The organism is Oceaniferula marina (genome assembly GCF_013391475.1).
GTDB classification, from domain to species: Bacteria; Verrucomicrobiota; Verrucomicrobiia; order Verrucomicrobiales; family Akkermansiaceae; genus Oceaniferula; species Oceaniferula marina.
Genome location: NZ_JACBAZ010000001.1, coordinates 1103066 through 1116594, shown reverse-complemented (window position 1 = coordinate 1116594; position 13529 = coordinate 1103066). Strand labels below are relative to the sequence as shown.

The following is a 13529-nucleotide window of genomic DNA, read 5'->3' as shown; positions in this document are numbered from 1 at the left end:
ATTGCCCACCGGAGAGATTCATCCCTCTGGCTTGTTGCCACGAAATCCCATCTCATTTATGAAATATCTTGCGTTAATCACCGTGATCTCCCTGCCTCTTTTTGGTCAGGACGAGCCGAAAGCTCAGGACGACCCTGCGGCACAACTTGACCCAGCAGCTGTGCGTGAATTGATCCATCAGTGGGTGCAAACCGAAGGGTTGATCTCAGAGGAAAAAAATACTTGGCAGGTCGAACGCCAAAGAATGCAGGATTTGTTGGGTTTGTTTCAAAAAGAGCTGGCCCTCTTGGATGATGAAATGAATCAGGCTGGAAAATCAGCTGAACTCGTCGATGCCAGTAAGCAGCAACTGGAGAAGCAGATCTCGGAGTATCGAGCAGCCCAGAGAACCTTGGATGAATACTTGGCAAGAGTGCTGCCCCGAACGCGCACGTTATTGAAGCGCTTGCCTGAACCTCTCAAAAACAATCTTGAGACCGATATAGAGTTGCTGGAGTCGGATGAGGCGTTAGGGAAACCCCGTGAAACTCTGAAATCAATTTTGAGTGTGTTCGCTGCATGCGGTCGGTTCAACCGGACGATCACAGTGACCGAGGAAACCCGAGTGTTGGCATCCGGTAAAAAGATGACCGTGGATGTGCTCTATCTTGGGCTGGCGCGTGCCTTTTACGCAGCGGAACAAGGTGACACCGCAGGGCTTGGGACGCCGGGCAAGGATGGCTGGCAGTGGCAGGACCAACCAGCGTTGGCCGATTCGGTCAGGAAGGCCTTTGCTGTGTATCGCAAAGATAGTCCTCCTCAATTGGTCGAACTACCGATTCAACTCTCCAAGGATAGCAACGCTAACAATAAGTAAGGATGAACGGATTTAAAAAAATGGGAGTAGCCAGTCTGGCGTCTGTGTTTATTGGCGGGACAGGTTTTGCACAGGACGAGGCTGGGGGCGGAAAAGATCTTGTGCTGGCCCAGCAACAAGTGGCGGTCATTCATAAGGACCTCAAGGATGCCCAGACGAGGTTGGCGAGCCAGCGTGCAGCGATCGCTGAGGAGAAACCGGCATTGGCCAAGGAGTTTGAGGAGGTTCGCGTTAGACTGTTGGAGCAACGAAGAAAAGTCAGGATTGCCCGGATGGCAAAGGATGACCGGCAAACCCTGATCAAGGAGCTGGAAAAAAAACAGTATCAATTGGCCCAGGACCATCAGTTTGCTGATCGGCAACTCGGTGATTACGGTCTGATTTTGGAAACCTTTTTGCTTCCGGGTGAGGAAAAACAATATGCTGAAGCTCTGAAAGGTTTGCATCAATCGGAAGGGAATCCGGCTCAAAGGCTTGAACAGCGCTTGGCCATTGTGGATGCCGGATTGAACCGCTTAGAATCGTTGTTGGGGGGGCACCAGCTCCAAGCGGAGGCCGTTGCTCCAAGCGGAGAGGTGAAGACTGGCACCTTTGCGTTAGCTGGACCCGCAATATGGTTTGTCTCAGATGATGAACAGCTGGCGGGTTCCATTTCCCGGGAAAAAGGGAATCTGAGCCCAAGAGTTACTCCGGGCGAACGGGCGGCTATCCAAACGTTGATTGCCGGTGGCGAGTCGACGCTCAGCGTGGATGTCACTGGCGGTAAAGCCTCCGCTCTGGCATCCCTCGAAGCCGATAAACTAGACATCTTCCGGAAGGGCGGTTTCTGGATTTGGCCTATTCTCGGCATTGCATTGATCTCCGCACTCTCCGGAGTGGTGAAATTGATTCAGATTGTAAGGATCCGGACACCTCAGCCCGATTGGGTTTCACGGATTTTGACGGCTTTGCGTGAGGATCAGCTTGATGAAGCTGAAGCGACTGCAGCTAAAGCTATCCACCCGGTGGGTGACGTCGTAGGGCAGTGTTTGCTGTATGTGAAGGCTGGCCCTGATGTTGTTGAGGAGGTTCTTTATGAACAACTCATCGGGGTTCAAAATAAATTGCAAAGTGGCTTGCCCTTCATTGCGATCACGGCGGCGACAGCTCCGCTGTTAGGTTTGCTGGGCACCGTTGCCGGAATGATCCGGACCTTTAATGTGATCACAGTATCGGGAACCGGTGATGCCAAACCATTGGCCGGAGGGATTTCCGAAGCCTTGATTACGACCCTGTTTGGTTTGGTGGTTGCGATCCCGGCATTGATTATTCATGCCCTTTTGTCCCGTCGTTGTCAGGGGATTATCCAGAACACAGAAAAGCTGGGCCTGACATTGGTCAATGGCCTGCGGGGAGAAAAATTCAAATAACCATGGACCACCCAATGATGGGAAGAAATCGGGAATAAACGAAGTATGCTGACAGAATTACAGAACGTGTTGAACCAAGGCGGTGCCGTCTTGTGGGGTCTTCTGTTGTTAGGCGTCGGGCTTTACTCCATGTTGGCAGCTACCTGGTTTGGTTTGTGGCAGGTGAAAAAGGAGGTGCGTGTTGAATTGTTTACGCGTCAAGAAGGTGAGGGGAACCGAAGCCTTGTGCGTAAATTTGCCATTTTTGAATTGGATCGTCTTGCCTGGGTAGAGAGGCGCTTGCCCTTTATCGGCGTCCTGGCTGGCGCCGCGCCACTGGCTGGTTTGTTAGGAACGGTTTCGGGGATGTTGGTCACTTTTTCAGGTTTGGCGACAGCGAGTGAAGCTCAGCCGATTGATCGTATTTCTGTCGGAATCTCAGAGGCGTTGATTACGACCCAGGCAGGTCTTTTAATTGCCATTCCTGCGGCGTTTCTTTTGGCTCTTTTACGTAGTCAGACCCAGTCGACACACGCCCAGCTCCAGCAGCACCTGCATCAATCATTGGCTGCTTCTCCGAATCATTCGGGGTGTTCCGTTCCTCCTCCTCAGCCTGCTCTTTCCGAATAAGCACCAACCCACTTTCAAACATTATGCGCCGATTTCGACATTTTACATCGAGTGATTCCACCTCGGAAATCAATATTTCCCCCTTGATTGATGTGGTCTTTATTTTGCTGATCTTTTTTATTGTGACAACGGTGTTTGTCGATGAAGCCGGAGTGGAGGTGAATAAACCGAGAGCGGCTTCGTCTGAGGATTTGGAAAAAAATGCGATTCTCATCGCGGTGACGGCCAATGGTCGAGTCTATCAAGGAGGTCGGAATATTGGAGTAGGAGGCGTGCGTAGTGTGATTGCGGCACTACTCGAGGGGGATGAGGAAATGCCCGTGATTATCCAAGGTGATGCCGACGCCAACCACGGGACGATCGTCAAGGTCATTGACGCGGCAAAAATTGCCGGGGCCAAATCCGTAAGTCTCGCCACCGTAAAGTAAGACAAATCACAAATCACTAATCACTAATCTCAAACCATCATGCGCCTCGCTTCCATCTTTTTGGGTATTGCCATCACCGTCGTGTTATTAGCGGCGCTGGTGCTTACCCGGATGATGGTGCTTGTTTCACCGGAGGTGGAATATGAAATTCGGGAGGTGGATACCGTGACCTTGCCTGAACCTCCGCCTCCGCCTGCAGAGGAGCCAGTGACAGATGATGCTCCTCCGCCACCCCCGCCGGCACTGGCTGATTTAACCGCGCTGCCGGACGTGCAGTTGCCTGCGGTGCCAGTATCTCAGGTGAAGATCGACCCGACAACCGCGGTGGACGCCTTTTTTACCGATCAGCCACCCTCGCCCTTGCCTCAACCGACAGCTCCCCGCAAGCAGGTGAAAGGGCCAAAAAAATCAGCACGTCCGTCACCGCAGGTGAATGTAAGGCCGAAAGTGAAATCCCAGTACTCCTTGGGCGAGCTCGACCAAAAACCTCGCCTGCTGCGTAACCCGTCGGTTACCTTTCCCCGAAGCATCCGCAACGCCTCAAGTGGTCGTGTCGTTGTTCGGGTTACCATTCTACCTTCCGGCAAGAGTCAGTTTTTATCTGTCGTTTCTTCGACCCATCCGGATTTGATTCCAGCGGCCCGGCGTATCGCCAACGGCTCACGTTTTACCAATCCCACCCGCCAGGGGAAGGCTGTTAAGGCCGTTATGACCTGGCCTATTACGATTAAGAAATAAGATGAATATTGTTAGTTTTCTATGTTCCGTATTCAGCCTCGCTGTAGTCTGTATATCCGTTGCGGCTGAGCCTCTGCCATTGTCCAAGGAGTATTGGAAGGATGAGGCGTTTTTAAAATCGTTTAATGGATCTTATCAGATTAATGCGAGGATCGAGCCATCGGTGAGTTCCGAAGAACGAGGCTTGCTCGTGTCTATCCAAAAGCTCATGGCGGAAGGTAAGCGGGAAGACGCCCTGAAAAAGCTTCAAGCAAGTCCCTTGCTCAAGACCTCTGCAGCCTTGGCTTACAATGCCGGGAATATTCAGTTTGAACTCGACCAGCTTGAGGCGGCTGAAAAGAGTTACCTTCAGGCATTAGAGCGTTTTCCCCAATTCAGGCGGGCTCATAGAAATCTGGGGTCCTTGTATGCCCGCATGGACCAGTGGGATAAGGCCATACCTCGCTTGGAGGAGGCCATTCGTTTGGGTGACCAGGATGGCAGCACGTATGGTCTGCTGGCTTATGGACGACTTCAAGACGAGCAGTATGCTTCAGCATTGCAGGCATACCGACTCGCCCAAGTGACGCAACCTCAAGCAATCGACTGGAAAGCGGGGGTGGCCCAGTGTTTGCAGCATTTGGATCGCAACCAAGAAGCCATGGTGTTGGTTGAGGAAGTGATCAAGGTGCGTCCCTTGGAGCCGTCGTATTACCTGATGCAGGCTTCGATTCATTTGGCGATGGATCAGAGCGACGAGGCCATCAGCAACCTGGAGTGGGTCCGACGGATAGAAAAATTGGATGCGGAGAACCATTTACTTCTGGCCAGTTTACATTTGCGCGCCGGGCGGCCACTGTTGGCGCGACCTCTGATGCTGGCTGCGCTTGAGATGGAGGGGAAACCAGATGTCCAAGCGGCGGTCAATGCTCTTGAGTTTGTCACTCGGGTGAGAAATTGGGAGCTGGCTCGCGAGTTTGCCGATGCCTTGGTCAACGCCTTTCCAGATTTACCGGATGGGAAACTCAAGCAAAAGCAGCAACGGTTGGGTGCTCTCATCGATATTGATTCCGGGCAGAACCCCTCACGAGGAGCCGGGGTGTTGGCCTCTCTCATCAAACGCGACCCGTTGGACGGGGAGTCATTGCTTTTATTGGCAAAGTTCAGGGTGTCGGAGAAACGGTACCAAGAAGCCGAAATGTTGTTGAAGCAGGCCTCACAGGTTGAGGACGTTGCTTATGACTCCCATGTCGAGACGGCCAAACTGTGCGTGACGACCAAGCGTTACCGTGATGCGTTGGATCTCTTGGATCAAGCGTTAGAGCTTCGTCCAAGTGAACACCTTGAGCAGTATCGTTCAGCAGTCCAAGGACTGGCCGAGGCCTCGGAGTAATACCACTACGCCAATGACTACTTGGTATTAGACCATTGCTGACATCCATCTCGGCAATCGGCCCATCTGTGTTGGCCCTTGGTATAAATCTCAGGTGAAGGCGCAAATCGGGCTGTCAGGCTCAGGGTTTTGATACCTCCTGGATACTGATATTGCGCAATTGCATTGGCAGTCCGTGGTCTTGAAAACCGATGTGTCCGTTGAGGGGGCGGTTGTTTAACTCTGTTTTGTCTAGCTGTAGGTCTTGGATCTTTTCTCCATTTAGCCAGACTTGCAGGTGGCTTTTGACGCAGCGCACAGTCATTTGATTCCATTGATTGGCCGGTTTGGACATATTTTTGGCCGGGCCTTGGGTGAAGATCACCCCTCCGCAATCGTGGTGGGTGAGTTTGCCTTTTTTGCCAAAGGAATCGAGAATTTGGATTTCGATACCCGTCTCTACGGGATTGTTTTTGTCTTTTACTCGGAAGTAAAAACCGCTGTTCCCCCCTTTGGGGTGGAGGTATTCAAATCGGCAAATAAAATCAGCATAGCTTTGTCTTAGCCAGAGGTAGGAACCATATCGTTTCCATCCTTGTTCGCCATGACGCGGCTGAAGTTGGATGATACCCTCGTCGTTTACCTTCCAATTGCCCTCGGTGACACATTGGGTCAGATGAACCCATTTCTCTTTTTGCTTGTCGGGGTCTTCAGCAAACAAGTGGCCGAGCCCAAGACTCGTCGATAGCAGGATAGCAATGATGTTGGACATGATGTGATCGATATGGGCTTATTCCGGTGCTCCATTTTGAATCCATGTCTCAAGCGCCTTTTGCATTTCAGGTGCTACGGTTGGCATGGGGAAGGGGGGCATACTGCCGGTTTTAAGCATGCCGAGGAGGTGGCTTTTTCCGGGGTTTTTAAGATCGACGCTTTTCATCAGTGACGCATAGGAGGAGAAGTCGTGTTGGCTTCCGGGCCCATGGCACGCAATGCACGTGTTTTTCATGATGATGTTGTCTTTGACCCATGCGTAGTTGAGCTCTTTGGATTGGTACTTCACGACTGGCCCGACAGGGCGTTGGACGCCGGCTCGTCCGGCGCGCTTGTCAAAAAATCCGGTGATGACGGCGTAGGTGTCTCCGTTGCTCTGGTAATAAGGGACTTTGAGATTTCTTATCTTATCTTTGCTTGCCAAGTCTCCCTGTCCATTGTCCACGGAAAGTTGATTGATTGTGGCAAAAAGGTTGAGTTGAAGTGTAGCCCCGTCCTTGGACGTGAGTGATCCATAGAGCTGGGAGCACATGGCCGGGAGGAGGTCGGGGGCATTGATAAAGATGGACTTCCTGTCCTCTGAAAGGTGAATGGACTGAATTTTCACTCGATCGTGTCCGATCTGTTCAGGCTGGCGTACTGAATACTCCGCTGATCCGTACGTATGGTGCGAGTCCCGGTAGTTCCATTGTTGCAGGAAAAAACGTTCTGGCTTGATGCTTCCCGGATCAATGGCTTGGTTGAAACCGATGAGTAATCCGTTGTATTTGGCTTTCCAGCTTACGGGAAGCAGGCTCTTTTTACCTGTGTATCTGATCCGGGTAAAACAGCCTTCGTTCACCGCGAAGTCTCCCCAACCGTCCAAGCCGACGACATAGACCTGCCCATCCTTCGGGTTGGTTTCCAGTCGGGCCGTACCGCTTGAAAATTCTCCAGGGAGCATGTGCATGGCTGCCTGAGGGGTTCCGTTGTTCGTGTCACGTATGATTTGATAGATGCGGCCGGTGCCGTAGCTGAGGCCGAGAATGCTGCTGCCAAGTGGGCCAAAGCGCTCGCTATGGGTGAAGATTCTACTGCCCGGTGAGTTGTCCACACCCCGTGGCAGATAGAGGATTCTCCGGTTCTTTGCCACCGTCTGTTCATTTTCGGGATGAATGGATTCAAAGATGCTGCATGTGCCGTTGCTTTGGTTTCCCTCGGAGGAGTCAGAGAGCGCGAGGCCATCACCACGCACTCCCATGCCGAGTGGATTGCGGCAGGGGGTGGAAACAATGGAGATGCTTGATCCGTCCGGGCTGATTTTATGAATTCCACGGACGTGGGAGCAGTAGAAATTTCCATCGTCATCCCTGGTTAAGTCATGGAGTCGCCCCGGTGGAAGTTTTATCTGGGTGAAGGGCTCAATGAAGTCAGCCTCTCCATCGTTGTTTAGATCGTGTAGTTTGAGAATCTGGTGTTGGGTGAGGACGTAAAGAATGCCGTCGGCCATTTCCAATCCGAGCGGAGAATTGAGTCCGGAGGCGAACCTCTGCCATTGAACTTTTTCGAGTGAATGATTCAGCCCGCTGACTTTCCATATATCTCCGACGAGGGTGGAGATGTATGCGCATCCGTCATCTGAAAACGTCAGCCCGCAGGTTGTCATGGGAACTCCGTAAGGATTATTATCCGGAACCGGTATCTCATCAAATTCATACGCTGTGCCACTTGCCGCCGGGTCAGCGTTGAGTGTTCCTTTAACGGTGATACTTTGGGTGAAATAGCGCGTTGCCCCTCCCAGAAACTCAGACAAGATGGCCGGCTCCGACGTCTTGGGGGTGAAGTGGGAGTCCAAGGTGCCAAGCCAGGATTCCATTTTGATCAGCGTGCCTTTTTTGACTTCGGGGAAGATCACCCAGATGCGTCCGGATTGATGAACCAAAGAGAGGCTATTCGCAGGCGCTGAACTTGTGATTCGGTGATTTAGTTTTTTGTTGCCCGCACTTAGTTCTGCCAGCCAGCTGCTTCCGTCCCGACGGATGGATACTTTGGCATTCTTCATCTCCTTTCCTGAAACCGGTAACAGAAAACGAAGCCTAGGCGCATCATCCAGCCACTCCCATTGTCTGGTATAAACCGCAGTGTCTTCATCACGGGAAACCGATGGCCAGTCGAGGACCTTGTGATTGTCGATTTGCCTGCGGAAGATCACCTTATCGTTGTGTAGATGGTATCCATGGCTTGTGACTTTGACTGCTTTTTCCGATGCATTATACCATTCGAAACGGTCGCCTATAAGGTAAAGGTCTCCCTGGGCCTGCATATCAAAGCCATAGCGGTCAACCTGGTGGGCAAAGGCATGGACGGGAGCCCGCAGTTCGGCATTCAACATGACCTGGCTCATGCTGGGCGATGAAGCTTTAAAAAGGCATACCGATTGGGATGGCTCTTTCCCGATACACACATACTGATCCCCATGAGGTCCTCGGTTGAGCAGTCTATGATATCGAGGTTCTTGAGTCCGGTTCAAGACAGTGCTGGAAAGTTTTTCATTGGTGTTTCCCCAGTGACCACGGCGTCCTCCTTCCAGTCCGGGATAAGGGAGGAGGATTTGTGGTGCGTTTGTTTGACCTAATTGATACTCGGCCTGCCTCGTATAAAAATCATACAAACGATAGCGATTGATTTCAGCATCAGCAAATCGGTGTCCTTCACGGCCTTGCGATGTTTGGAAGTGGGGTTCGTTTGCCAAGGGGGCACGCAGGGGCAGGGCGTCATACTGGCTGCACTCACCAAATTGGAGAGTCAGTAGCATGGGTGATGCAAGAAGGAGACGGTGCAAGGCTGACATGAAAGATGGTGATGCAGGGGCGTGGTGGGTGAGGGCAGGTTGAGGGCAGGTTGAGGGCAGGTGTAAGTCCCTTCAAAGATAACCCCTTTGAAGGAAGCAACCACCACATTGTTGTCAATATACTGATGCTCTCGTCTCATTTTTGCGTAGATCGAGCGCATAATTATCCTTTGGTTTCGAAAAATGAGTCGAAAGTATCGAATCTTGATACCTAGAGATGTAGCCAGTTGGAGTGGAGCCTTGATATACAGGAGTCGCTTGAAGTGCGATGACGCGGCCATGCTTCCTTGTTGAAAACGAGGATGCCGCGACAAGGAAACCTTTTCATCTTGCCGACGATAAGCCGAGAACCGAACCCGTATTGGGAAAAAGGCTCTCATTTGTAGAAAATTGAAGACCAAATTGAGTGATGTATTCTGAAAAATTAGTGAGTGTTGTTTTATGGTTCGCCTGCCTGTCCTCCCTTGAGGCCGCTCCCAAGTCATTGAGTTATGGAAGCAAGGAATCTTTGCGTTTGGCCGTCGAGGATTTGATTCAAACCTATGGAGATCAATATCCCAAAGGGCCGTCCTATCTTCGCCGACTCGAGACCGTCAGCAGTGAGGTCGAGCTCGCTCGGTTGAGGAAGGAAGCTTTGATGGACAACCCGCTGGTTGATTTTGATCAAATGATCGTCGTGGAACGGTCGGGATCGACCCGTTGGCTTCCGGAGAATTATCAAAGCAATGCCAGTTTACCGAAAAAAGGTCATCAGAACAGGGTCGCGAGCTTGTCGCTGAACGACGGAGAGTTAAAAACCATCTATCAGCCTGAAGGCGGACAGTTTGTTGGAGATCTTGAACTGCATTTTGATGCCGACCGACTGATGTTTTCTTCGATCGGTGAACATCATGCTTGGGCGGTGCTGGAATTGGATTTAGGGAAGGAAATGAGCAAGCCGAGACAGCTGACGCCTGCCATTTCGGATATTGATTGCATGGACCCGTGTTACTTGCCAGACGGAAGAATCATCTTTGCGTCGACATCTAGCTTTCAGGGGGTGCCGTGTAACAATGGTGACGATTATGTAGCTCTGCTGCATTTGATGGATTTGGAAACCAGTCAAGTACGACAGCTTTGTTTTGATCAGGACAACAGCTGGCATCCCACGGTGCTGCCAAATGGAAAGGTTCTGTATTTGCGTTGGGAATATACGGATTCAGCGCATTATTTCAGCAGGATTCTGATGCATATGAACCCGGATGGGACGAATCAGAAGGAGTTTTATGGAAGTAATTCCTATTGGCCGAATTCTCTATTTTTTGCCCGCCCTATTCCGGGGAGTTCAAATAAGTTCATCAGTATCGTTTGTGGTCATCACGGCATTCGCCGGGCGGGAGAGTTGGTTTTATTTGATAATAACAAAGGCCGTTTTGAAGCGGACGGAGTCATCCAACGGATCCCGGGGCGAGGAAAAATCGTGAAGCCCGTGTATAAGGATTTTTTGGTGAACGATTCCTTTCCTTTGTTTCTACATCCCTATCCTTTGAGTGAGAAACATTTCTTGGTTTCCATGAGTCTGGATAAAAAGCATTACGGGCTCTATCTCGTGGATGTATACGATAATATCGTGCCGATCAAAGTGGTTCCCGGTAAGTCGATTGTCGAAGCCATTCCTTTGCGTAAAACACCCAAACCTCCGCTGAAACCTGACCTTGTTCGACTCGAGCAGAAAGAGGCGACTTTTTATATTCAGGACATTTATGAAGGGCCGGGTTTGCGTGGAGTTCCCAGAGGTTCGGTCAAGCGACTCAAGGTCTATACCTATGAATATGCCCCAAGGCGCCAGGGGAGCCACCAGGCAATTGGTATTGAAGGGCCGTGGGATGTGAGGACCGTGCTTGGGACTGTGCCGGTTCACGCTGACGGATCTGTGATGTTTAAGGCTCCGGCAAATACTCCGATTGCATTTCTTCCTTTGGATAAAGAAGGTAAGGCCATGCAATTGATGCGTTCCTGGACGGTGGGTATGCCGGGTGAGGTGGTTTCCTGCATCGGTTGTCACGAGTCCCAGAACACGGCTCCGAAGCCGAAACCCACGATGGCTTCATCGATGCAACCGTTGGCGATTGAACCATGGTTAGGTGAAAAGCCGAGGGGCTTTAGTTTTAAGAGAGAGGTTCAGCCGGTGTTGGACCAGTTCTGTGTCGGTTGCCACACGACGGAGTTGGCAAAAAAAGATGGTCGACCAGATTTTCAAGACATGCAAAAATCGTATTATGAATTGCATCCGTATGTTCGAAGAAACGGACCGGAAGGTGACTACCACATGCTGACACCTCTCGAGTTTCATGCCGATACCAGTGAGTTGGTTCAGATCCTTCAACAAGGACACTATCATGTGAAGCTGGATGACAAGGCATGGGAGAAATTGATCACTTGGATCGATATGAATGTTCCTCAACACGGAACATGGACGGAAGCTCCGAAAAACAAGAACTATGATGCCAGTGGCTATCTGGCCCGGCGGGAGGAAACCAGGCGCGAGTATGCCAATGTGGATATTCAACCGGAAGTCGTTCACTCCCCTTACTTGAAACGAAAGGCGTTTGAGGCCCCGGATGTTCCAGAGACCCACGAAGTTGAGGTGGAAACCTTAGATGCTTGGCCTCTTGCAGCAGAAAAGGCCCGGGCGATGCAAGATGACAAACCACCAGTTGAGTTGGATCTTGGCAATGGTCAGAAGATGAAGTTTGTTTACGTGCCCCGTGGTGAGTATATCAATGCGACAGGGAAGAAGGTGGCCATCGACAAAGCTTTCTGGATGTCGGAGACCGAGGTGACTTTTGCTCAGTATCAACGTTTCAATCCTAAGCATTTGAACGGTGTCTATGATATGCATTGGAAAGATCAATGTGACCGTGGATACTATATGAATGATCCGGCTTTCCCGGTGATTCGTGCGAGTTGGCATGATGCCCAGAAGTTTTGCGCATGGCTGGAACAACAATCAGGAAAAACCATTCGGCTTCCCGATGCCGCACAGTGGGAGTGGGCATGTCGTGCTGGATCAGACAGCCCCATGAACTATGGCGACACCACGAGTGACTTTGGCAATCACGCGAACTTGGCGGATGTGCAGTTGAAGAAAATGGCGGTATATGGAATCGACCCCAAGCCGGTGAGGAATCCGTCGCCTCGTATGGACTTTATCCCTAAACGGACGGATGTGGATGATGGCGTTCTTCATCTGGCTAAAGTAGGCACTTACCAAGCGAATCTATGGGGGCTTTTCGACATGCACGGCAATGTCGCGGAGTGGGTGTCAACTCGTGGTGCTGATGGGAAAAAGCAGGTACTCGGAGGTTCCTGGAGGGATCGACCCCATCGTGCAGCCGCGGGCTATGCTTTGGAATTTCCCGCATGGCAAAAAGTCTACAATGTTGGGTTTCGTGTGATCATTGAGGAATAGGTTCAGTAAGTGTTCTTGATCGTGCTAAGTAAAAATTACTAGGGAAGCACGGTAGCCAGGCGTCGATCATGGTGAATCTGTCTGAGTATGCCCGATAAAGGGTAGAAATTCATCGGGATTCGGTTAATATCCAGACATGGAAAAGGAGATCATTCCATCCAATTTGTCACAGTCTTTTCGTTTTTTTTCATGGAAAGATAGCTTGGAGAATGTTGTTCAACACGTTGGGCAGGGGGATTCGATATCGGTTTCCGGGATGGGGAACGTTTGGCATTACCATCCTGAAGTCGAGCTGACCTTTTTTACCGAGGGGGAGGGGTTCCGCTATATCGGGGATGATATTTGTGCTTTTGAAGCTCCTCAGTTGGTTTTGTTGGGATCGAACCTTCCCCACCACTGGACCGTGAAACGTTCATCGGGTTTTTGTATTCAGTTTCCTTTTGATGCGGTCTCGCCCCTGGCCAATCTACATGAAAGCATTTATTTTCGAGATCTCCTGCAGGAGGCAAACCGGGGGCTTGTGTTTTCCCGTGAGTGCAGGGATGAGGTTTTTTTGTTACTTCAACATTGTGTGCAGTGCGATGACCTTGAGAGGTTGGTTCGTTTTTTTCAAATCATGAAAACCCTCTGTGATGCTCCCGCTGAATCAATTTCCTCGTCGGAACCACAGGCGATCAGTAAGAGCCACAGTGCCATGATGAAAAAGGCCGTTCAATATATTGTCGAAAATGCGACACAGGAGGAGATGACTATTCAGAGGGTTCTGAGTTATGTGGGGATGAGCAGGGCTACCTTCTCCCGCCATTTTCAACGGGCTGTGGGGCAGAATTACACTCAATTTGTACATTCGATTCGATTAGTTACGGCGCGGAACATGTTGATCAATACCGATGATCCGATTACTCAAATTGCCTATGCTTCCGGGTTTTCCAACATTTCTCATTTCAACCGTCTGTTCAAGGAACGCTGGTCCATGACCCCCCGTGCCCTCCGCTTGTTGACCAGAGAGGCAGATTTGCTGGTGTAAGCGGGCAACGTTGGAAGTTGGAAGTTGGCAAGGGGGGGCATGGTGGATTAAACTTC

The 13529-nt window shown here is 50.9% G+C and carries 10 protein-coding genes; 8 read left to right on the top strand and 2 right to left on the bottom strand.

The features are described from left to right. The first annotated feature begins 58 nt into the window (after positions 1 to 58). From HW115_RS04460 to HW115_RS04435, 6 genes are read left to right on the top strand one after another with little or no spacing between them, the layout of a single operon-like run. Entirely contained in the window at positions 59 to 856 is a 798-nt protein-coding gene (locus HW115_RS04460) for a DUF3450 family protein (protein ID WP_178931352.1), read from the top strand. A gap of 2 nt (positions 857 to 858) precedes the next feature. Further along, the gene (locus HW115_RS04455) at positions 859 to 2265 is read left to right on the top strand and encodes a MotA/TolQ/ExbB proton channel family protein (RefSeq protein WP_178931351.1); all 1407 of its coding nucleotides are present in this window, start codon (positions 859 to 861) and stop codon (positions 2263 to 2265) included. Between the two features lie 45 nt (positions 2266 to 2310). Next, complete coding sequence (locus tag HW115_RS04450; protein WP_178931350.1) at positions 2311 to 2874, top strand: MotA/TolQ/ExbB proton channel family protein; 564 nt, start codon at positions 2311 to 2313, stop codon at positions 2872 to 2874. Positions 2875 to 2897: 23 nt separating this feature from the next. Beyond that, the gene (locus HW115_RS04445) at positions 2898 to 3302 is read left to right on the top strand and encodes an ExbD/TolR family protein (protein WP_178931349.1); all 405 of its coding nucleotides are present in this window, start codon (positions 2898 to 2900) and stop codon (positions 3300 to 3302) included. A gap of 39 nt (positions 3303 to 3341) precedes the next feature. After that, positions 3342 to 4040 carry an energy transducer TonB gene (locus tag HW115_RS04440; protein WP_178931348.1) on the top strand — a complete coding sequence of 233 codons (699 nt, stop codon included), beginning with the start codon at positions 3342 to 3344 and terminating at the stop codon, positions 4038 to 4040. Between the two features lies 1 nt (position 4041). Continuing rightward, positions 4042 to 5412 carry a tetratricopeptide repeat protein gene (locus tag HW115_RS04435; RefSeq protein ID WP_178931347.1) on the top strand — a complete coding sequence of 457 codons (1371 nt, stop codon included), beginning with the start codon at positions 4042 to 4044 and terminating at the stop codon, positions 5410 to 5412. Between the two features lie 121 nt (positions 5413 to 5533). Here HW115_RS04435 and HW115_RS04430 read toward each other — a convergent pair whose 3' ends face one another. Next, positions 5534 to 6163 carry a 3-keto-disaccharide hydrolase gene (locus HW115_RS04430; RefSeq protein WP_178931346.1) on the bottom strand — a complete coding sequence of 210 codons (630 nt, stop codon included), beginning with the start codon at positions 6161 to 6163 and terminating at the stop codon, positions 5534 to 5536. An 18-nt stretch (positions 6164 to 6181) separates the two neighbouring features. Beyond that, positions 6182 to 8959 (bottom strand): SMP-30/gluconolactonase/LRE family protein, encoded by a 2778-nt coding sequence (locus HW115_RS04425; RefSeq protein ID WP_178931345.1) that lies wholly within the window; start codon positions 8957 to 8959, stop codon positions 6182 to 6184. A gap of 445 nt (positions 8960 to 9404) precedes the next feature. Between HW115_RS04425 and HW115_RS04420 the strand changes: the two genes are divergently transcribed. Together HW115_RS04420 and HW115_RS04415 are read left to right on the top strand one after the other, a co-directional pair. Next, on the top strand, positions 9405 to 12446 hold the full coding sequence (locus tag HW115_RS04420) for an SUMF1/EgtB/PvdO family nonheme iron enzyme (protein ID WP_227021259.1): 3042 nt from the start codon (positions 9405 to 9407) through the stop codon (positions 12444 to 12446). 136 nt (positions 12447 to 12582) lie between these two features. Further along, complete coding sequence (locus HW115_RS04415; protein WP_178931343.1) at positions 12583 to 13473, top strand: AraC family transcriptional regulator; 891 nt, start codon at positions 12583 to 12585, stop codon at positions 13471 to 13473. Positions 13474 to 13529: the final 56 nt, after the last annotated feature.

Excerpts from the sequence above, each read along its gene's own strand:
- HW115_RS04435 (WP_178931347.1), top strand. The coding sequence starts at position 4,042 with ATGAATATTGTTAGTTTTCTATGTTCCGTATTCAGCCTCGCTGTAGTC.
- HW115_RS04425 (WP_178931345.1), bottom strand. The coding sequence starts at position 8,959 with ATGCTACTGACTCTCCAATTTGGTGAGTGCAGCCAGTATGACGCCCTG.
- HW115_RS04415 (WP_178931343.1), top strand. The coding sequence starts at position 12,583 with ATGGAAAAGGAGATCATTCCATCCAATTTGTCACAGTCTTTTCGTTTT.
- HW115_RS04430 (WP_178931346.1), bottom strand. The coding sequence starts at position 6,163 with ATGTCCAACATCATTGCTATCCTGCTATCGACGAGTCTTGGGCTCGGC.
- HW115_RS04450 (WP_178931350.1), top strand. The coding sequence starts at position 2,311 with ATGCTGACAGAATTACAGAACGTGTTGAACCAAGGCGGTGCCGTCTTG.
- HW115_RS04445 (WP_178931349.1), top strand. The coding sequence starts at position 2,898 with ATGCGCCGATTTCGACATTTTACATCGAGTGATTCCACCTCGGAAATC.
- HW115_RS04460 (WP_178931352.1), top strand. The coding sequence starts at position 59 with ATGAAATATCTTGCGTTAATCACCGTGATCTCCCTGCCTCTTTTTGGT.
- HW115_RS04455 (WP_178931351.1), top strand. The coding sequence starts at position 859 with ATGAACGGATTTAAAAAAATGGGAGTAGCCAGTCTGGCGTCTGTGTTT.
- HW115_RS04420 (WP_227021259.1), top strand. The coding sequence starts at position 9,405 with ATGTATTCTGAAAAATTAGTGAGTGTTGTTTTATGGTTCGCCTGCCTG.
- HW115_RS04440 (WP_178931348.1), top strand. The coding sequence starts at position 3,342 with ATGCGCCTCGCTTCCATCTTTTTGGGTATTGCCATCACCGTCGTGTTA.